Origin of the sequence: Flavobacterium sp. N2038, from assembly GCF_025947185.1 — a bacterium.
Lineage (GTDB): Bacteria > Bacteroidota > Bacteroidia > Flavobacteriales > Flavobacteriaceae > Flavobacterium.
Map to the genome: position 1 here is coordinate 2,331,961 of NZ_CP110001.1, position 20,695 is coordinate 2,352,655.

General features: G+C 31.9%; 14 protein-coding genes and 1 pseudogene. 3 read left to right on the top strand and 12 right to left on the bottom strand.

Annotation, left to right across the window (positions count from 1 at the left end):
* Nucleotides 1–24: 24 nt before the first annotated feature.
* The 10 genes from OLM51_RS10500 to OLM51_RS10545 all read right to left on the bottom strand — a co-directional run bounded on the left by OLM51_RS10500 (nucleotide 25) and on the right by OLM51_RS10545 (nucleotide 15,470).
* Entirely contained in the window at nucleotides 25–1,842 is a 1,818-nt protein-coding gene (locus tag OLM51_RS10500; protein WP_264554255.1) for an alkaline phosphatase, read from the bottom strand.
* Between the two features lie 204 nt (nucleotides 1,843–2,046).
* Complete coding sequence (locus OLM51_RS10505) at nucleotides 2,047–3,582, bottom strand: RagB/SusD family nutrient uptake outer membrane protein (RefSeq protein WP_264554256.1); 1,536 nt, start codon at nucleotides 3,580–3,582, stop codon at nucleotides 2,047–2,049.
* Between the two features lie 18 nt (nucleotides 3,583–3,600).
* Nucleotides 3,601–6,981 carry a TonB-dependent receptor gene (locus OLM51_RS10510; RefSeq protein ID WP_264554257.1) on the bottom strand — a complete coding sequence of 1,127 codons (3,381 nt, stop codon included), beginning with the start codon at nucleotides 6,979–6,981 and terminating at the stop codon, nucleotides 3,601–3,603.
* 58 nt (nucleotides 6,982–7,039) lie between these two features.
* Nucleotides 7,040–7,960 (bottom strand): FecR family protein, encoded by a 921-nt coding sequence (locus OLM51_RS10515; RefSeq protein WP_264550576.1) that lies wholly within the window; start codon nucleotides 7,958–7,960, stop codon nucleotides 7,040–7,042.
* 114 nt (nucleotides 7,961–8,074) lie between these two features.
* The gene (locus OLM51_RS10520; protein ID WP_264550577.1) at nucleotides 8,075–8,632 is read right to left on the bottom strand and encodes an RNA polymerase sigma-70 factor; all 558 of its coding nucleotides are present in this window, start codon (nucleotides 8,630–8,632) and stop codon (nucleotides 8,075–8,077) included.
* A gap of 379 nt (nucleotides 8,633–9,011) precedes the next feature.
* Nucleotides 9,012–9,911: a thiopeptide-type bacteriocin biosynthesis protein gene (locus tag OLM51_RS10525; RefSeq protein ID WP_264550578.1), complete on the bottom strand. Its 900-nt coding sequence runs from the start codon at nucleotides 9,909–9,911 to the stop codon at nucleotides 9,012–9,014.
* Nucleotides 9,904–12,150 carry a lantibiotic dehydratase family protein gene (locus tag OLM51_RS10530; protein WP_264550579.1) on the bottom strand — a complete coding sequence of 749 codons (2,247 nt, stop codon included), beginning with the start codon at nucleotides 12,148–12,150 and terminating at the stop codon, nucleotides 9,904–9,906. The genes OLM51_RS10525 and OLM51_RS10530 overlap by 8 nt, the downstream gene beginning before the upstream one ends.
* Nucleotides 12,151–12,157: 7 nt before the next feature.
* Nucleotides 12,158–13,396, bottom strand: a complete 1,239-nt coding sequence (locus OLM51_RS10535) for a lanthionine synthetase LanC family protein (protein ID WP_264550580.1) — start codon at nucleotides 13,394–13,396, stop codon at nucleotides 12,158–12,160.
* A gap of 162 nt (nucleotides 13,397–13,558) precedes the next feature.
* Entirely contained in the window at nucleotides 13,559–13,759 is a 201-nt protein-coding gene (locus OLM51_RS10540; RefSeq protein WP_264550581.1) for a hypothetical protein, read from the bottom strand.
* 34 nt (nucleotides 13,760–13,793) lie between these two features.
* Nucleotides 13,794–15,470 (bottom strand): S41 family peptidase, encoded by a 1,677-nt coding sequence (locus OLM51_RS10545; protein ID WP_264550582.1) that lies wholly within the window; start codon nucleotides 15,468–15,470, stop codon nucleotides 13,794–13,796.
* 393 nt (nucleotides 15,471–15,863) lie between these two features.
* On the opposite strand from OLM51_RS10545, the gene OLM51_RS10550 reads away from it, so the two are divergent.
* The 3 genes and pseudogenes from OLM51_RS10550 to OLM51_RS10560 form a co-directional block, all read left to right on the top strand.
* Nucleotides 15,864–17,084 (top strand): DUF6625 family protein, encoded by a 1,221-nt coding sequence (locus OLM51_RS10550; RefSeq protein WP_264550583.1) that lies wholly within the window; start codon nucleotides 15,864–15,866, stop codon nucleotides 17,082–17,084.
* A 152-nt stretch (nucleotides 17,085–17,236) separates the two neighbouring features.
* Nucleotides 17,237–18,178 (top strand): glycosyltransferase family 4 protein, encoded by a 942-nt coding sequence (locus tag OLM51_RS10555; protein ID WP_264550584.1) that lies wholly within the window; start codon nucleotides 17,237–17,239, stop codon nucleotides 18,176–18,178.
* A gap of 79 nt (nucleotides 18,179–18,257) precedes the next feature.
* Nucleotides 18,258–18,734 (top strand): annotated as a pseudogene (locus tag OLM51_RS10560) (cysteine peptidase family C39 domain-containing protein); the annotation flags it as partial.
* 40 nt (nucleotides 18,735–18,774) lie between these two features.
* Here the strand turns inward: OLM51_RS10560 and OLM51_RS10565 are convergent.
* Together OLM51_RS10565 and OLM51_RS10570 are read right to left on the bottom strand one after the other, a co-directional pair.
* Nucleotides 18,775–19,686: a DUF6694 family lipoprotein gene (locus OLM51_RS10565; protein WP_264550586.1), complete on the bottom strand. Its 912-nt coding sequence runs from the start codon at nucleotides 19,684–19,686 to the stop codon at nucleotides 18,775–18,777.
* Nucleotides 19,687–19,696: 10 nt separating this feature from the next.
* Nucleotides 19,697–20,413, bottom strand: coding sequence for a hypothetical protein (locus OLM51_RS10570; protein WP_264550587.1), 717 nt, complete (start codon nucleotides 20,411–20,413; stop codon nucleotides 19,697–19,699).
* Between the last annotated feature and the right edge of the window lie 282 nt (nucleotides 20,414–20,695).

Sequence of the window (20,695 nt, forward strand, 5' to 3'; positions counted from 1 at the left end):
GTTCTTAAAAATGGTATAAAGATTCTATTTTCCTGAAATCAATGCCATAATTTTGTCATATATGCTGGTGTTTTGATAGACACCTATAAAATTTGAGGCTCCGGGGCCATAGGCAAATACAGGAACAGGAATTGCGGTGTGATCATTTGTGCTAAAACTTCCGTGTACATATCCTTTTTCTATACTTCCATCTATTAATGATAATCCTCCGGTTTCGTGATCAGCCGTTACAATTAATAAGGTTTCTGGATTTTTGTCTACAAATTCCATTGCTAGTCCTATTAATTTGTCGAAATCCAGCATTTCACGAACCACATATTCTACATTATTCTGATGCCCGCCATAATCAATTTGTGCGCCTTCTGCCATGATAAAAAATGGATTTTTTGTTTTTGAAAAAGTGGATGTTGTTTTTGCAAAAGATTTAGTCAGGAAATCTCCTCTTCCATTTTTTATAGAAACTACCGCTTTATCTTCTAATACCACAAATTTGTTATTTTTGATAGTATCTAAACTTAAAAAGTTATCAGTGAATGTATACCCTTTTTCGATCAAAGTTTTAGACAAGTCCTTGCCATCTTTTCTTGATTTAAATTCATTTTGTCCTCCTCCAATTAAAATATCCGAAGGATTTGCTAAAAAATCATTTGCTATAGGTTCGCTATAACTCCTTTCTGGTTGATGGGCATAAAAAGCGGCAGGAGTTGCATCTGTAATATTTCCGGCAGAAATGATAGCGGTTTTATAGTTTTTCTTTGCTAATTGCTGGGTGATTAATTCCAAAGGTTTTCCTTTCTCGTCAACACTTATAAATCTATTGTTGGTTTTATGTCCCGTTGCCATTGCTGTTGCACCCGCAGCAGAATCTGTAATATAACTGTCTGAAGCTTTTGTGATTGAAAGCCCTTGGTTTGGAATATTAAAAAGGCTCAATTGCCCTTTATTAGCGGTATAACCAGCATAAATCTGAGTTAGTCCCATTCCGTCACCAATAAGGAGGATAATATTTTTTGGTCGTTTACTTTTGAATGCATTTTTAGGAGCATAAGTCTGATGAAACTCTGTATTTTGGTAAAACGTAGTCTTAATGCTATTGATAAATTGTGTTAGTTCTGTAACTTTATCTGTTCCAATAAAATCAACTTTTAAATTCATCAAAGTCATATAGGTATTAACATTATCTTGTGTCGACCAGAAGCGTATTTTTTTGTTTTGACCATGTACTTTCTTTATAATTGATTGAATTTTTTCTGAATCAGCTTGCGTTAAAACTCCTTTTCCATTCCACGGGGTGATTTCTTTTAAATCTTCGCTAATCATTTCAACACGTGCTAATTGATCTGGTGAATATTCTTCATTTAGCCTTCCGTCAAAGTATATAAAATCAGGGTAAGCTGTCCAAAGCACGGGTAAAGGTCTGTTTCCTGAAATGACAATTTTTATATTTTTGTTAGAAGTGATATCAGGAAAGGTCTTTAACTGCTGTGTAATTGTTTTTAAAGTAGAGTCGGCATCAGACTTAATATCAATCATTAAAATCAAAGGTTTATTGCTTGGATAGGCTTTCCCTTCTAATGTTTTTAATTTAGATGAAAGTGGCTCCAGATATTGACTTTTAAGTGTGTTGTAAGTTTTTATTTCTTTTGAAGTATGAGCCACATACAATTCATTATTGACTAAAAAAACATCGGTTTCTATAACACCGGTTTCATTAGAATAGGCTTCGTAAAATGGTAATTTACTTTCATAATCGTTATGAGAATGAATATTAGATGAACTGTACTCCTGTGATTGGGCAAAAAAGAAAAAGTGGAGGCAAAAAAGGGTGATTATTTTTTTCATTGAAAATGGAGTTGATTTCATAAAAGCCGTAGGTAACTTTATGAAAAATTAGATTAGAATATGAATAAGCTTATATATGTAAGCCAGTCCTGTATAAAGGGCTGGCTTAAGGATTATTGTTTAAATATGTTTTATTTTTTACCACAACAGGCTTTATGCAAACCTGTGCAGTAAAAAAATAAACAACAACATGAAACTACTTTATTACCAACCCTGGTTTTGAGTTAATGATCCTTTGCTTACCGCAATTTCATCAGGTGGTATTGGCCAAACGTGGTGAATTGCCGGATTAAAATTACGAGCTGGATAAATTACAGTTCCGTTATAGTGATGTAATGGTTTGGCATACGTTTCCTTTGCGTCTCCCCAGCGTACTAAATCAAAATGACGATCTGTCCATTCGCCCGCTAATTCGCATCTTCTTTCTCTTTTCAAATCAGTTATTGTGGCTCCGGAAATGTTTGCAAGTCCCGCACGGTGACGAATCATATTAATTTCGTTATCTGCATTTTGACCTTTCATTAATTTAGCTTCTGCCAGCATCAAAATCACATCTGCATATCGTAAAAGCGGTACATTTAAAGTTGTTGAAGGTTTATCTCCGTTTGCATTGACGTAACGAATATCGACAGCTCCTGAACCAGTTTTGGGATAACTGAAAGGCTCCATATATTTTTTGAACTGATAACCCGTTCTATTGCTTGAACCTACAGTATATTTTCCTTCATTAAAAGTTACTTCTTCTCCAAAATATACAAATTTGTCTCCTTTTTGCAGAATAGTAGCACTACGACGTTTGTCTGTGGCATCGTAGGTATCAAACAATTCTTTTGTTGGGTAGAAGTTTCCCCATCCATTATAAGCTCCCCATCCTTTATCTTCCAGACATACTCCCGGGAAAATAGATCCTAAAGAAGTATTGTCTGCACTTGAGGTCACTGACCAAATATACTCTGTCGACCAGTTGTTTTTAATTTTAAAAACATCTTCAAAGTTATCTAATAACTTATGTTTTCCGCTGTTTACAATCAAATTGGCATATTTAATCACATTATCCCAATCTTTAGCATATAGATAAGTACGAACTAAATATCCCCAGGCTGCTGTTTTATGAGCACGACCATAATTATCTGGTGTTAACTCATTAAAGTATGGAAGCAAATCGGCAGCTTTGATTAAATCTGCAGCGATGTAAGCATAATTTTCGGCTACGTTTTTTGCACGGGGAACATAAACGTTGGTAGGATTTTCTCTGTCCTGAATTGGAATTCCTGCACGGTCATCTCCATAATGATAAGCTAATTCTAAATGCATTACAGCATGATTAAAATAAGCTTCGCCTAACATTCCGTTTCTTGTTTTTTCATCCAAAGGAATATTTGGAATGTTACGAATTACATCATTACAACGTTTCATGATTTCGTAATGCAATCTCCAGATATCTTTGGTATCTGATTCTGCCCCATCAACAATAAAGTTTTTAATACGTTCTGCATTTTGTCTTGGTTTTGTTCCAATGTCATCGCTGGCATTGTTAAGCCAGAAAAAACCACGGCCGTACATATTATCATCTGAGTATAAAGCATACACTGCATTTACACCTGCCTTTGCATCTGCGGGAGTTTTCCAGAAATTCCCGCTTGAAGGAGCTCCTTGTGGAATCACATCAAGTTCGCTTTCACAAGCTGAAGTGCTTACCAGCAGTACAAAACTTAATACTAAAAGAGTTATTTTTTTCATTTTGTTGGTTTTATATTTTTAAAATGTTGCGTTTAAACCCGTCATATAAATGCGGGAAAGTGGATATTTTCCTAAGTCCATTCCGAAATTGGTAAGCCCAACCTCTGGATCCATTCCTGAATATTTGGTAATTGTAAATAGATTTTGACCTGAAATAAAGAATCTTAGTTTTGCTTTTCCGTTTAACCAGTTTTCTTTAATCGTATAACCAATAGAAAGGTTTTTTAATCGTATGAAAGAGGCATCTTCGATATAAAAGCTAGAGATTCTTCCAAAGTTATTATTGTTGTCTGTTGCTGAAAGTACCGGGATATCAGTGTTAGTATTTGTAGGTGACCATGCATTTTTTGATTCAGCTAATAAATTATAACCTGGGAAAGAACCATTTAAACCTGTATGTTTCACAGCATTAAAAACGCTGTTTCCGGCTGCGCCACTAAAAAAGATGTTTAAGTCGAATCCTTTGTACTTAAAATTAGAATTTAAACTGTATGTTGTTTTTGGAAAAGGACTTCCCAATACTTCTCTATCATTATTATTAATCACACCATCGCCATTAAGATCTTTAAATTTGATATCTCCGGCAACGGCATTTGGCTGATAAACCTCTCCTTTGGCATTTACATAGGCTTTTGCTTCTGCGTTACTTTGAAACAATCCATCTGTTGCATATCCGTAAAAAGCGCCAACCGGGCTTCCTACCTGATAAATATTAGCCAATGGTAAACTTCTAACACGGCTTAAATTTAGAGGCTCAAGAGAAGTCAAATCATCTTTAATAGATACAATTTTATTGCTTAAGAATCCGGCGTTTGCTGTTACATCAAATTTAAATTCACCTCGTGTTTTTTGGTATGTCAAACTAACCTCGATACCTTTATTTTCAACATCTCCGGAGTTTACAATTCTTCCTTGTGGAGTTCCGGAAACACCAGGTAATTGATCACGAACAAGCATGTCTTTATTTGTTTTCACGTAAGCATCAACAGATCCTAAGAATGAATTATTAAACATAGTGAAATCTAAACCAATGTTTGTCTGTTCAGAGCTTTCCCATTTTAAATTTGGGTTTGAAAGCTCTCTTTCAGAATAACCATAGTTAATTACAGGAGTTGCGCCTATTAAAGCTGTAGTCTGAGTTAAAGGCACACTAAACTGGTATGGTCCGAGGTTTCCTAAATTTCCTATTTCTCCCCAGCTTGCACGTAATTTCAAACTGCTTACAATTGGATTAATACCTTTCATAAATCCTTCTTCAGAGATTAACCATCCTGCAGAAACAGATGGATAAACTTTCCAACGGTTTTCTGATAAAAGCTTTGATGTTCCATCGCGACGTACAATTCCCGAGAATAAATATTTTTGATTGAAGTCGTAATTGATTCTTCCAACATAAGATGAAATAATTTCGTCAGACAAACCTGCTCCAGTTTGCTGTATTAATTTAGCATTCAATAAATAACGCTGTGACGGATCTTCATTATCAAATCCTGTTCCTTCCACAGTATAAAAATCTCTTTTAGTTTCCTGATACGTATATCCTGCTAAAGCTTTAAAGTTGTGCTTTCCAAACGATTTCTCATAAGAAATTGTTTGTTCGCTTAATAAATCACTTATTGTCAAAGATTTTTTAGTCAGACGGTTAAAATCGAATATTTTCCCGGGCTCTGTAATTTTTACTGTGAAATCTGTTGCATTATCCTGTATTCTTGTATATCCCCAGTTTGATTTTACTTTCAAGCCTTCGATGATTTCCCATTCTGCGTAGGGATTAATCAAAATTGTGGAAACAGGATTTCTGTTGTCGAGTCTTTTTAAATAAGCTACCGGATTGATAACGTCTCCGTAAGAACCAATATACTTTTCAGGAACACCACCAAATTGTCCAGAACCGTCTTCTCTGTAAATTGTAGCATTGGGCGGATAAAAGATAGCTCCTAAAATTGCTCCTGTGTATGCACTTGATGTATTAGCACTCTGACCATTTGTTAATGAATAAGATAAATTTTCACCCAATGTAAAGTTTGGTGCCAATTTAAAAGAAGAGTTTGCTCTGACAGTATAACGTTCTGAATAGGTATTTAGTAAAATACCTTCGTTTTTTCTATAACTACCAGAAAGAAAGAAATTTGATTTTTCTGTTTTTCCATTTACAGAAAGAGATAAATCCTGAATTTCTCCTGTATGAAAAATTTCATCCATCCAGTTTGTTTTTGTTGTTCTTGCTGTTGGTTCAAATGCGGGATCAAAAGCTGGAATTCTTGGTAGTTTGGCATTATCTCTGGCAATATTCATCGCATCTGCATATTCCGCTGCATTCAAAACATCTAATTTTTTTGCAACATTTTGAAAACCTCCCTGATAATTTACATTCACATTTATACGGTCTGAAATTCCTTTTTTAGAGGTAATTAAAATTACTCCTCCAGAAGCTCTTGCTCCATAAATTGCCGCTGAAGCCGCATCTTTTAAGACACTGATCGAACCAATATCATTAGGGTTTATGGTGTTTAGAGAACCGCTGTAGATAATTCCGTCTAAAACAATTAAAGGTGTTTCAGCATTCAAAGAACCAATACCGCGAATATTAATAGTTGGTGATGCAGTTGGATCACCTCCGTCGCTAATTACCGTAACACCGGCAACGGTTCCCTGCAATAATTCGGCAGCATTGTTGTAGGTTCTGCTTGAAGTTTCTTTCATAGAAACCGATCCCACAGCACCTAAAACCTCATTTTTTTTCACACTTCCGTACCCCATGACAATCACTTCCTGAAGTTGTTTTACATCAGCAGCCAGTTTTACAGTTATGCTTTGAGAACGGGTCACTTTAACTTCTTGTGTGATATAGCCAACATAGGAAAAAATAAGTGTTGCTTCTGAAGCGTTGATTTCCATTTTAAATGTTCCGTCAAAATCTGTAGTAGCTGCAACATCAGAACCTTTATCTTTGATTCCAACACCCGGCAATGGCATATTGTCGTCTCCACCAAAAACAGTTCCTGAAACAATAATTTTATTTTGATCTGAAACAGTAACTTTCTGACTTTTTTTGATTACAATATTGTTGTTTACAATTTCGTATCGAAGCACAGAACCACAGATTTTATCCAGCGCTTGTTCAAGTGTTACATTGTTTAGTTTTAGACTTAATTTCTGATTCGTATTTACCTGACTGCTTTCGTACATGAAATGCACATCAGCCTGATTTTCAATTTTATGAAAAATATTTTTTATACTTTCATTTTCAACTTTTAGAGTTACTCTTTTGCTAATGTCAACATTCCCGGCATTTACTGTTAGTGACGCAAAAAATAAAGCAATAAACAGGAATAGCTTAATTCCGATTGTCTTTATGATTTGGCACTTCACGTTAAGCCGTACTTGTTTTTGATTCATAATTTTTAGTTTTAATTGTTTTGTTTATCGGGTTTCTACGTAGTTTTTTTAAATGCATTTACTCTATTTTATAGACTCCTGCGTCCATTTTATAAGTAGCATTGATGATATTGCACATCAGTCCAATGGTTTGATCAGCAGTTAGTTCCTTAAAATAGGCGCTTATCTTAAGGTCGTTTAAATTTTTATTTTTGATTTCGATGGCCACATTGTAATTCCGGTTTATAGTGGCTACAACTTCTGGCAGAGGTGTTTCTTCAAATACCATAATGTTTTTCCGCCATAGCGAAATAGTGTTTACAGGAACATCTTTAAAGGCCTGAAGTTTGTTGTTTTGGGATTTAAACACCACTTTTTGCCCTGGGGTTACATATACATTTTCTTCTGTAACGGTTGATTTTACATTCACTTTTCCAGTCAAAACAGAGACTTCCTGTGTTTTTTGGTCAGGGTAAGCCTGAACATTAAAACTGGTTCCAAGAACTTTGGTATCCATTTTATTGGTATGAATGATAAAAGGATGTTTCTTGTCTTTGGCTACGTCAAAAAAAGCTTCACCACTTAGATAAACTTCTCTGGTATCTCCTTTAAATTCTTTAGGATATTTTAGAACACTTCCTGCATTTAGCCAGATTTGCGTTCCATCGCTCAATTTTATTTCGGCATGTTCACCTAATTTTACGGTAAATTGTTTCGTTTCAACCGATGTTGCTGATTGATAAAAAAACAGGGATAACCCGATTAGGAAAACTAAAGACGCCGCAACTGTCCAGTTTTTATATTGAAGAGAAATCACATTGTTGGTTTTCTTAATATCTCTTAATTCTTTTTTTAGTTTCGAACGATCGGATTGAATCATTTCCATGTTTTCAAAAAAATCATCTGTACGATCGTACCATTTGTTCCACATTTCTTGTCCTTTCGGAGAGTATTTTCCGTCTAAAAAATGTTTTATTTCTTGTTTTAATTTATCAGGCATTATAATTTCTTTATGTCTTTAATAGTATGTCTTTGGAATTGTAATTTCGGGTAGGCGCAGGAGGTTACGCTTTTGTTAAGAAAAAAACTGAACTCTTAATCTGAATTTTATTTTTTAATTGAACTCGCCTAAATAAGTGCGCATGAATTTGAGGGCGTACGTAATATGATATTTTACAGTTTCGATTGAAACATTGAGCTCTTCTGCAATCTCTTTGTTTGTATAGTGTTTTATGCGGCTCAGGATAAAAACTTCTTTTGATTTTTTGGGAAGGAGCATTGTTGCTTTGTCAACTGCTTTTTGCAATTCTTCATAATAAATAAAATCTTCAGTTGCATTGTGACTGGAATATGAAACTGTATTTTTATCTAAAACTTCTTGTATATACTGATCGTTGATACTGTGTGATTTAATATAATCCAGAGTCATGTAACGCACTGAAGTGTAGATGTATGCGGCAAAGCTTTTTTGAATTAAAATTGTCTTTCGACGCTCCCAGATACTGGTAAAAACTTCCTGAACAATTTCTTCTGAGATGGCTGTCGATTTCATTCTGAGGTATACAAATCGAACAAGGATATCGCGATATCTAAAATAAAGTTCATCAAAAGCTTTATCCTTGCCCGATTTTAATAATTCGACAAGATCTTCGTCTGTAAACTTTTTATACATGATACATCATTTTGATATGAATAATCAACTGATTCGTGCAGGTTGAGGCACTTTTTCTGATTTCGTTTGGATAATGATCGTGCAGTTTCAAAAATGACATATACAAAGTATTGGGTTCTTCTTATATGTCTTCAAAATTAAAGATGAGGGTAGGTCTAATAGGTTACGTTTACATTAATAAAACCACCTTAAAACAAAACATATTATTAACATTTGAAATCAAATGTTAGCTAAAATCGATGGTTAATGATTGGTGCTATAAAACAATAAAACCTGCAGATCAATAGATTTGCAGGTTTTTGAAAAGATTAAAAAAAATGGCTTTTGCTTTTGATCTTTCTCTCGGAATTCAGGAGAGTCATTGACAAAATGTGAACTATCATAAAAAGGCATCTGTTTTTATACTTCTGGCCTTGCATGATTTGTAGTATCTATAAAGAAAATTATAAACAATCATTTCATGCATTCTGTTTTTTGATTTAAATAATCTAACCATTGACATGTGTATATAACTAATCAGGAGGTTGTTTAAATTTATTTGTAATACATTGGAATTATTATAGTCTAAAATTGTGTGTGCCAAAGATTTTATTTGGCTGTTAAAATCCTCCAGAATGCCAGTTATTTTATAGTATTCAGAATCTTGCTTTTGTCTAAGAGTCATGATTTCTTCTATTTGATACCTGTAATTCCGGTATTTAAAATCGATTTGCTTATTTAGATCTTTATTTATGCCGAATTCTTGCCCAAATCCTGTTTTAAGATGTTCAAACAGAATTAATTTATTCTCTAATGAGTATTCGAAATTATCTAAAAGATTATCAATATTTATTAAAGCAAAGAGCCATCTTAGTTCATCATCCTCACCTCCAATTATTTCAAGAGCATTCACAATTAATATACTGTCGTGAAAGAACAGGCTTTCAGAAAGTTCAATAGTGTTTTCTCCATAACGCTCTAATTCTCTTTGATAAGTATCGGTTTGTACTTTCCATATTAAATCTTGATTTGCTAAGTCATTAAAATAGGGCAAAAGTTTGCTCATAATGATTTCAAGATTACTTTTATCAATACAATGAAAACGAACCCTTAAATGATGTTTTGGGTCCGAATACCTAATGAAAAACCATTTGTCAATAATGTTTTCCTGAATCAGATCGTTTGCAACTGCATTAATGATTTCGACTAGAATAAAATCTGCTGTTTTTGTCCCTGTATATATTTTATAATAGAGCCAATTGTCTCCGGTTATAAAATTTCTTTGTACTATTTTAGTCATTCTTTAATTTTGAACTATTGTAAAATGATAGTATAATCTGGTTCGTATGGTGTTGATTATCATCGTGATTTTTTACAATTCCTGATTCATTAAACAAGAATTCTTTAATTTTAAAACTTCGTTTATTTTTCACTGTGTTTAAAAACATTTTTAGAGATAATAAATTTTCCAGATTCACCAGTAACTGGTTATCAGACTCAATAAACATAACATATTGCGGTATTTTTTTTTCATTTCTAAATAATCGAAAATCTTGAATCAATTCATAATCCGTTTTATTTTTATCAAAAAACATAGCAATATCTGATTCTTTTAGATTCCAGACAGCCGGAAATAAAATCAGATTTTCATATTCAATTCGTGGAATAAACTCATAATCATTAGCAAATGGACCTAAATTCATTCCTATGCCTGATCTTTTGTTTTGTGACTGCATGTCGGATAAAAAATGGTAAATTGGCAAAGAACCTGATGTGTAATTATGTGAATTTGAAAGGCGGGGAAGAACTTCTCTGTTATGATTTACGGATCGTAAATAAATGTCTTTCTGGTTTTTTACAGAAATGTACAAATCGTTGATTTTTAACTGATTTTCAATAGCTAAAGTAGATTTTGATAGATATGGAATTTCAAATTCTCTAAAATGAGGACGAAGTAAAACATTGCCTACTCTTGAGTCTGGCAAATGATTAATTTCTGCAATAATCTTGGTCTCATTCATCTCTTTCTCTAAATTAGTTATACTTAGTGTATGCTCTTTTAGAGTTGCATCACCATGGCAAAAACGACCCAAAAGATTTGCTGCACTTGAATTTCCGGCATCGCTTACAATTATTTTCTCTTCACCATTAATGATTACAATTTCTATCATGCTTGATATTGTATCCGGCAAATCTGTCCAGTTTTCTTCCAATTCTTCAAAATCCTTATCACTAAGTATTATGCTAAAGGTTTTGTTAACAAAAGCTTCCGTAATTTTTTTATGAAAGATTGAATTTGCTTTAGACCATTGAATTTGTTTAAGGGAATTTAGATCTTCTTTTGAGTGAAACATTAAATCATCTATTAATGGGTTACTGTCTAAAATTTCCTGATTTTGGATATAACCAATTCCCATTTCTACATCTAATGCTTTTGCTAACGAAATCTCTCGATCTTCAAAACGTTCATAAAAGGCATCTTTAAATTTATGTAATGAAGTTTCTTTTGGAGGTGAAGTAAGCTTATTGAATATAGACATTCCTCGCTTTACCGAATCAACTATAGAATTGCTAAGTAAGTTTGATGTTGTACTTAATGTTACGTCTGTCTGAAATAAAAACTTAATGTCAAAATCAGTTCCCAGTTCTTTTATAGAGTTACTGATGTCAATATATTTCTTTGGATTGTTTCCTATTCTATTATCCATTTCTGATAAACTAGCTTCTATATAATTTATCAGGTTTATCAATTCATCAGTATTTTTTATTTTTAATAAAACACTTTTAATATGGTCTAAAAATTCAATTCCGGTAGCAGATGGTTCAAGCTCACTTATTAAGATTTGGCTGGAAATTAATTCATCAACAAAACAATTCACTTCTTCAAAAGAATTTTCATCGTCTACCAATAAATCAATGATATCTTTCATTAACATTCCTTTTTCAGTAGCTTTTAGAATTTTTTGAAGATAGACCGAATCATCAACAGCCATCATATTGTGTTGTCTTATACTGTTAATATATTCAAATTCAACGTATCGAAGGTGTTTTCCAGACTTATAAATGCTTGTATTTGGGAAAAATAATATTTGTTTTTTTATATTTTCAATTTTTACAAGATCCTGAGACAACGCTACGAGGTAATTCATATCTAACCTGGTATGCCTTCTATTATTAGAGATATTATCAAGTCTAATTTTTGTAACACTATCAATTGTACCCATACTGCATCCGGCAAATACCCCAAAAGGTGTTGCTCTTGACGACATTCTGGACACATATTTAAGTAAAGAATATTTTAGTCTTTCAATTTTATTGGGATCTTCAATTTTATTATTTAGCCATTTTTCTAATTCATTAAATAAAATTGGTGTGGCTAAAAAGACAGCTTCCTTTATTTCAGCTCTGTCAAAGAGTTTTTTAAATTCATCGTCAGATATATTTTGCTGTGAAGTTAGTTCTTCAAAGAAGTTAAAAGGTAAAAGCGGTGCTCTGAGAACGAAATTTGGAAATGATTTGTATGTGTTTTTTTTTGACATTTTTGCGTTAGTTATTATTTACATCTAATAAGAATAAATTATCCCATCCGCAATCATCAAATTCCAGTAAATAGTCTATTAGAACCATACCAATTCCAATTACTCCGTCCAACAATCCTATTGAATCAATATAGGTTCCGTTTCCCTGATATTTTTGATAGCCGGCAATACCTTTTTCATTTTCTCCAAATTTCAAAACTGCAGAGGTTAATTTCTCATATTCGTGATAAAACTTCTCATCTTTAGAAATTAAATACCATTTTTTATGAATATATGCTATGCTTGAGAGGCCATGACAAAAGCAGGCATCATAACCATTTGAACTTGAAAACATCTTTTCAAAAGTATTTCTGTGCAAATTTTTGTATGCTAAAGCCAATGCCTTTTCTTTTAGTGCTTTATCATTTAGAATATACGCCGCTTTATAAAGACCTAAAGAAATGGTCTGATCTCCGTAACACCAGCCAAGAGTGGTGTTATAAACGGCAGTTATTTTGTTTGTTGCGATACTTGGAAATTGGGATAAATTATTCTCATTGTTGTTTTCAAATTCTAAAACACAAGTAACACTTTTGTTTAATGCTTCCCAGACTAAATTATTTTGAGGGATTTGTTCTAAAAATTTTGAAAAAATAATCATATAAGAAATATGTCCATGCGCTAATCCACAATTTGTTACATGAGTATCTTCGGTTGTATTATAAAGATCTTTGACGCTATTGGTTTTTTCAATATCAGCTAAAACAATAGTAGCAAGTATTTCAAATAGCTGGATAAGTTTCTCTTTAAACGGGAAGTTTTTGTCAGTAGTAAGTCTTTCAATTAAATAAAAGGCAGCACCAAATGAACCGTGTAAGAAATCAATGTCCTCAATAATTCTGGTGTGATTAATATAATAATCTGCAACTGCCTCATCAATAGTTAAAAGGGCATCTTCAACGTCAATTAACGATTCAGAATTTAAAACACCTTTATTTTTAATAAAGCTAAATACATGTGCAACTCCAACTAATCCATTACAATAAGATAATGGTACATCAGTTTCATTGATAATTTCGATAGTTTTCGAAATTATATCATGAATTTTGGTTAGATATTCCTCCTCATTGGTTAATTTGTATTGCAGATAATAAAACATAGGTAATGATCCTATTCCATTGCATAATGAAATATTAGAATTATGCTCCATATTTAAATCAATGCAATCGCTTATCACATTAATTTTATTAATTATTTGATGCTTCATTACTTAAAAAAAATTGAAAACGGAATAAATAATATTGTTTGAAAAGTAAATTATGGGAGTATATATTTATAAAGCAATGTTCTATTAAAAAAAGTAATGAGGTAATAAAACCTCATTACTTTTTAAATGTCCAGAATTATAAATACTATTTATTAATGCTTACTATCTAGGATTAGGGCATTGGTAACAAGTATTTTGATCATTATTTTTAGTCTCACAACTAATCTGAAAAGTGTTGTCATTAGATGTACACCAGCCACATGTAAAATTATGCTTTGTACTGTCACCAGTGTAACCACCTCCAACTACTGCTTTTGCCTGAGCGTTTGTCAAACGAGAAATCTTCATTTTGTTTAATTTCATTGTTATTATATTTAAGGATTAATATTAATTAGTTTTATTTCTGAACAAATTCTAACGCTTTTTCGAGAATTTCGTCTCTTCCTTCCTGAATACCTTTAATAGTGGGACGCACAACAACGTCAATTTTTATCCCCACTCTTTGGGTTTCGCTTTCGTCCGGATAAAATACACCTAGTCCGGTAATGACTGATTTGTAGCCTAAAAATTCGTTATGGGAAACATTACCATCTGCCCCGGAAGTCTGGGTGCCTATTGTTGTTACATTATCTCCTGTCTGTAGTAACATAGTCGCATATTCACTTGAACTTTGAGTACTTTCATTAACTAAAACAACGACTTTACCAGCATAATAGTCATTGCTTTTGGGTGGAATTGTTTCGGTTGGTTTCCAAATAAACCTTCCTGGATAAGAAAGATCTGGTTTTATCAATTTTGCATACTCTTTTTTAGTTTGAATCAATCTTCTTGCGATCATATAGGGAGTAAACTTCATGTATTCTCTATAATCAATTATAATTGCTTTTGTTGATTTAAGATCTGACATCATTTTATCAACATCCTTCATTTCTAAATAACTCATATCAACATAGCCGATATTATGATCTAAAATTTTATATTTTTCTTTATTTTTAGGGAATGGACCTCTCAAATTCTTTATATCATAGCGTCCGAAATTTTTAACAATTTCGTTATCTCCACGTTTAATATTTAGCTTTATAGAGTCCGTAGCTCCAGCCGTTGCAAAAAATCCATTGTGAGTATCCTGCACCTTTTTGTTTGATCCTCTATTGTAGATTTTATTTACTGCAATTAATTTACCTACATCTATTCCTCCTGCTTTTTCTATTACATCTCCAATTTTTAAATCATTTAATTTTGCTAAGGAATCTTTATAAAAACCAGTAATTACCAATTTATCTTCTACCATATTAAAATATGCCGGACTGTACTTTCTTCCAAAGTAATCCTCTATAGGGTCTGTGTATAAAGTTGCATGCGAGTCGTTAACCTTGACAACTGTTTCCAGCATTGCTAAATGATATTCAGTTTTGTTTTTTGAGTTTTTGAATTTAGGAATCATTTTTTGCAGTACATCATCCCAATTTTCATCAGTCTTATATTTATAAGGATAAAAATATTCAACAACATTCCAATATCTAAACAAACTTAACAATCGATGATTTTCATCTGGAAATTCAAAATTCTCATATTGTAGCTCATTGATTATTTCTACATTACCAGCGTTTGCTGTAGAGACATAATGATTTTTTCCCTGAAATCGATTGTCTTCTATTTGCTTTAATTTTTTTGAAAGGTCATTAGAAAATACCTCAGTATTTTGTGTCCAGGAAAGATTGAAATTTTTATCAAAATATTCTTTTGACTTAGCATCTTTACAGGAACTGCAAGTTTTGATTTCTCCCAGAGAGTCAATCCAGTCTAAGTAGATTTTAGATATAGCCTCGTTAGTTGTTGCTTTTTCAATTTTAGGAATAATAGTCAATAATTGTTCATCCCAGTTAAAATTTCCTTTGGCAACATTAGGATGATAGTATTTAAGAAATCCCCATACTTTACAAAGATTAGATAAGTTTTTTGTTTCATTTTTATCGAACACTGAAGATTCGATATCCTGACTATTTACAAAATGCAGATTGCAAATCAAGGTAACTAGTAACAGGATATATTTTTTTTTAAAAACTTGCTGCATAGACCTAATTAGTAATTGGAGATGTGAATATTTTTTTCAAAAGTATTTATTGTGTAATCAAAAACTTACCTATAAATATGCAGATTTTAGTACTAAATTATCCAGATGTAATTGCTAAATTGTTTTTGTACAATGATAAAAAGTGCTAAAAATGCAGATTTACTCTTAAAAAACAATTGAAATCTATCTTTTGGGTAACATTGTATGCTTTAGAGATAATATAAGATTAATATATAGATGAAAAGCGAAAGATATTTGCCGCTTAATTAATTTTTATAGATCGATATACTTGTATGCAACAACTATAAGTAAACTCTCATTGATAATACAAGATTTCTTATCTAAGATTAATTAACTGACTTATATGAAGATGAAGTTTTTTTAGTTTCCCGTATGAAAAAAATAAGCTTAATTAATGTTTTTATTGGAGAAATCCCCTGGTTTTTTGCATTCTTCTTAAAGTCATGTGAGGCTAATCCAACTATAGATTTTTTTATTTTTACGGATCTTGCTATCGATTACCCAGTGGCTCATAATGTTAAAATTATTCCTTTTTCATTGGACGATTTTAATCAATTGGCAACAAAAAAACTTGGATTTGATATCGATGTAAAAAAGGGCTATAAACTTTGTGATTTTAGACCTGCTTTCGGGATTTTGTTTTCTGATTATCTAACGGATTATGATTTTTGGGGTATTACGGATATCGATGTAATTTACGGGAGAATACGTGAATTTATTACCGATGAAGTTTTAGAGGAATATGATGTTATTTGTGTGCGACATGCTTTTATTACTGCTTGCTGCATGTTCTACAAAAACAATGCATATGTAAATAATTTATTTGCAAAAAGTAAAGATTATAAAATGATTTTTACGTCACCTAAAAATTATGCCTTTGATGAAACCAATTTTGAAAATGCGAATAGTTTTCGTGAGATACATGATATTTTTAAAAAGAATTGTGAGATAGAAAGCATTCAGCATGTAATTGTAAAAGAAGGAGATCTGGGAAATCTGAAAGCCCATTTCGATTTATTACTAATAGACGGAACTCCTGGAAAATTGAAATGGGATAACGGTATCTTTTCCTACGATGGTAAGTTTGAATTTATGCTGTATCATTTATTATATTACAAATGCAATATTTTTGCTAATAACTCCTTAAAATGGAGTCAGATACCGGATGTTTTCTACATCGATAAATTTGACTACAGAAAAAGCAATTCAGTTTGTACTCGTTTTAAAGTTTTTTATAATAACAATTTGAAACCATTTCTCTGGAATTTAGGAAAAAAAGCGGATTGTCTTTTATCCTATATCTTATTTAGGAAAAAAGTTAAAATGATGGAAACGGGAGATTATTATTATCATTTAGATAAACAAAAATTAGTCATTGGAAGGCATGATAACGGAGTGAATTTCATGATCATAAAAGGCTCTTCAGTTATTACTATATATGAAATGACTTTTAATAAAAATTACTTTTTTAATATATACCATGGGCTGATGATAAAAATTGATAGAAATCAATCTGCCCCATATAATAAATTTGATATCGTGTGCAGTACAGGTCACAGTAAGGCTTATGTTAAACTTGAGAAAACTGTTTAAAATTGATTTTTTTATTGTAATCAATTGAAATGTAAAGTAAACGGGTGCACTTATTTGAGAAACATGTTGCTCTAGAACGTTCGATAAATGATTTATTCATTCATTCATTAAAAATAACTAATACTAATCTTTACCTAAATACAATTCTTTTTATGAAAATACTCCTTGTAGGACCCGGAATCATGCCAATTCCATCAGACGGCTGGGGTGCTGTTGAAACCCTTATCTGGAACCAAAAAATATATTGTGAGGCACTTGGTCATAAAGTAGATATTTTAAACAAAAGAGGATTGGTTGCTGCATTATTCGCAAAACCCTGGAGTTATGATATTGTTCATGTTCATTTTGATCCATTGGCGAAATTTTGGAACACACTTTCGGTTCGTTTAAATTTTAAATTAATTGTTACAAGTCATTATGGCTATGCCGCTTACCCTGAAAAATGGCATTATGGTTATCAAAATATTTTTAAGGTTTTAATGAAAAGTGAAAGATTAATGGTTTTAAGCGAAGATATATTAAACGTCTTTAGAAGAAATGGATATAAAGGAAAGATTGATGTACTTTCTAATGGAGTTGAAATTCAGCAATTTGTTTTTAATAAATCAGCCTTGTTAAAGAAAGCAATTTGTTTAGGTCGAATGGAAAAAAGAAAAAGACAAGTAGAAGTAGCCCAAAAAATTTCAGAAAAAAGAAATTTAGTTTGTGATTTTGTCGGACCACTAAACTCCCTTGTGTTTAAAACAGGCAATCAATACGTCAATTATTTAGGGGAATGGGATAGGGCTACAGTTCATAAAAATCTAACAAATTATTCCTGTTTAATTTTATTTAGCGATGGAGAAGCGCACCCCTTAGTCATAGTAGAAGCTATGGCTGCCGGACTATCTCTTGTCATTTCAAAAGAAGCCTCTGCCAACTTAGATCTGAATCTCCCTTGGATATATTTATGCGATACTGTTGATGAAGTTGCGGAATATGCAGAAAAAGCAATAACCGAAAACGATCTATATCGGGCGCAAATACGAAAGTATGCCGAAGAAAATTTTGATTACGCAGTTATCGCTCAGAAATACATTCAAATAATTAGTTAGATCTATAAAATATTTTCTGTCGAATAATTATGCTGCAATAAAATGCAAAAAACTCATTAAAATTTAAGTAATAAAAAAATTGACTTCTTTTCCTTTTTTCAAGCAGGCAGATCATAAAGATTGTGGGCCAACATGTCTCAAAATAATAGCTAAACATTACGGTAAAACTATCAATATTCAAGAGTTAAGGGATCTTAGCGAGACAACTCGTGACGGAAGTAATTTGCTCTTTTTGAGTGACGCAGCCGAGAAAATTGGTTTTAGAACTTTAGGAGCAATGCTCGATGCAGAAAATTTAAAAAAAGTTCCGTTGCCTTGTATCTTACATTGGAATAAAAATCATTATGTAGTCCTTTATAAAATTAAAAGTGACAGATGTTACATTTCAGATCCCGCCTTTGGCCTAATCGAATACAACATGCCGGACTTTATTAAATTTTGGATCGGGAATAATGCTAATGAATTAACTAAGGAAGGTGTAGCATTATTGATTGAAGCTACGCCTAAATTTTTCCAATCCGATTTTGATAAAGAAGATAAGAAAGGGATAGGATTCATTTTAAATTAACAAAGTAAAAATGAGATTGTAAACCATTTTATTGGTCAGTCAATTCCAGTTCATCCAAAGTTCCTTTGACAGATTTTAATTCTTTTAAGTTTGCCTCTATATTTTTAATGTTACTGTTTAGCTGTTCTATACTTACTTTGGGCATTTCAATTTTTTTACCTTTTTGTACTAAACTCAGGACATTAACTTTTAAAACTAAATCATAATCAGAAAGATTTGGATTTAGGATAGGATATGTTGAAAAATCCCATAGTTTAGAATTGGTTTCTTTAGTTTGCCCTAATAAAATTTGTTCTGTAATTATTTCTCCGTTTTCAAGGATACTTTCACCGTCTCCGTAAGTAACAATTTCAGATGTAATAACTTCACTATTTGACTTTTTAAGGACTTCAAATTGAATTGTTTTGCTTCCGACTAGTTTATTTTTGCCTATATATTGATAATCGATTTCCAGTTCGGGAATCGTTTCATCAAAAAAATTGGTTTTGTTTATTTGTATAGCGTTTATCTTAAATAAATTCAGGGCGTTTTTAGTTTTTACAATTTCTTTTTTATAAAGATTTAAGCTATCAATTTCATGGGTTAATTTTTCGATTTCCTTTTTGTTTCGATCTTTTAAAATATCTTCGGCTAAAGTAATAACAGAAGAAAATGAAAGACCATCAATCATCTCCAAAGAAATTTTGTTGAATGATTTTTGGTCGTACTTTTTTGGAGCTTCCCATTTTAATCTCATTGCTTCCAAAGCAATTACGCGCATTGCTTTTTCCAGATTAGTTTTTTCGTTTTGGTTGAGATTTTTTTCGATTTTTGCTCTTGAAACCTTGAAATTTTGCTCGTTTTTTCCATCAAATTTTTCTTGGCAGCTAAATGAAATAAGGGATATAAATAGCAATACGATAATAGATTTTAATTGTTTAAAGAAGGGTTTGTTTTTCATTGTAAAATACTTAATCTGCTTGTTGAATAATTTCGTTTAAAAATTTAGAATAATCAAAATTATCAAAGCCTACTGGTGATTTGAGTTTTATATCGTAAGATTTTGCTGTTGACGGCATATCGTCTTCCATTGTATGAATAGTAGTTTCTTCAAGTGTGCCAGTGTTTTGATTTTTAGGCTTATAAATATATTCAGTATGTGAACCGGCTCCCATAAAATAACCAGTAAATTCGTGTAATTGCAAATCGTTATTTTTGAAAAGGAATTCAAAAGAAATATGCCCGTTAGGACCAATAGAACTTAAGTCAATTACAATTTTATTTTTTTCGATGGACACATCTTCCACATCAAAAGTTTTATAATTATCAGTATTATATTCAGGTGGCATTATAGTATAACTTTTTTTGTATAACTCAAAACCTTCCTTTTTGCCCAATAAAATTAGGGTAACACGTCCAAGAGATTTGTCTTCTTCGCCTTCCTGCAGAATCAAAACTTTATCTTTAAAATCATCCTGATTAAGAAGTCCAACAGCCTCATACTGGATTATATAATTATAGTCTTCTAAAAATTCAGTTATTTCGGGACCTAATGTATCTTTTTTTATCACTACTGATTCCGGTACAGTTGTCTGCTTATCCGATGATTTTAATACAGATTTCTTTTTTACATTATTGTCTGAAGATTGCCCGTTCTGACAAGCATAAGCAAATATTAATAAGCACAAAGAGATATTAATTTTAAAGTTTTTGCAGATCATGATTTTGAGTAAAAAGCAATATTATTATATACAATATTAGAGAAAAAAAGATTGAATGTTCAGGTAGATATAAATTCGCAGTAAACTGAGACAGATTTGATACTATTCTTTTTAAATGCGTTGCAATGATTTATAGTTGTACAGCATTTGGAATGATGATCTTAGAGAAAAAAAAATCAGGAAATACAGCTTGCTTTAGGCATTAAAATAAAAAGTATATATTCGTGTTGTAGATTTTACTCCAGTAAA

Bases quoted from the DNA above. Each gene is read 5' to 3' on its own strand.
- OLM51_RS10510 (WP_264554257.1), bottom strand. From the start codon at position 6,981: ATGAATCAAAAACAAGTACGGCTTAACGTGAAGTGCCAAATCATAAAG.
- OLM51_RS10555 (WP_264550584.1), top strand. From the start codon at position 17,237: ATGAAAATACTCCTTGTAGGACCCGGAATCATGCCAATTCCATCAGAC.
- OLM51_RS10520 (WP_264550577.1), bottom strand. From the start codon at position 8,632: ATGTATAAAAAGTTTACAGACGAAGATCTTGTCGAATTATTAAAATCG.
- OLM51_RS10525 (WP_264550578.1), bottom strand. From the start codon at position 9,911: ATGACTAAAATAGTACAAAGAAATTTTATAACCGGAGACAATTGGCTC.
- OLM51_RS10505 (WP_264554256.1), bottom strand. From the start codon at position 3,582: ATGAAAAAAATAACTCTTTTAGTATTAAGTTTTGTACTGCTGGTAAGC.
- OLM51_RS10535 (WP_264550580.1), bottom strand. From the start codon at position 13,396: ATGAAGCATCAAATAATTAATAAAATTAATGTGATAAGCGATTGCATT.
- OLM51_RS10530 (WP_264550579.1), bottom strand. From the start codon at position 12,150: ATGTCAAAAAAAAACACATACAAATCATTTCCAAATTTCGTTCTCAGA.
- OLM51_RS10545 (WP_264550582.1), bottom strand. From the start codon at position 15,470: ATGCAGCAAGTTTTTAAAAAAAAATATATCCTGTTACTAGTTACCTTG.
- OLM51_RS10540 (WP_264550581.1), bottom strand. From the start codon at position 13,759: ATGAAATTAAACAAAATGAAGATTTCTCGTTTGACAAACGCTCAGGCA.
- OLM51_RS10500 (WP_264554255.1), bottom strand. From the start codon at position 1,842: ATGAAAAAAATAATCACCCTTTTTTGCCTCCACTTTTTCTTTTTTGCC.
- OLM51_RS10565 (WP_264550586.1), bottom strand. From the start codon at position 19,686: ATGAAAAACAAACCCTTCTTTAAACAATTAAAATCTATTATCGTATTG.
- OLM51_RS10515 (WP_264550576.1), bottom strand. From the start codon at position 7,960: ATGCCTGATAAATTAAAACAAGAAATAAAACATTTTTTAGACGGAAAA.
- OLM51_RS10550 (WP_264550583.1), top strand. From the start codon at position 15,864: ATGAAAAAAATAAGCTTAATTAATGTTTTTATTGGAGAAATCCCCTGG.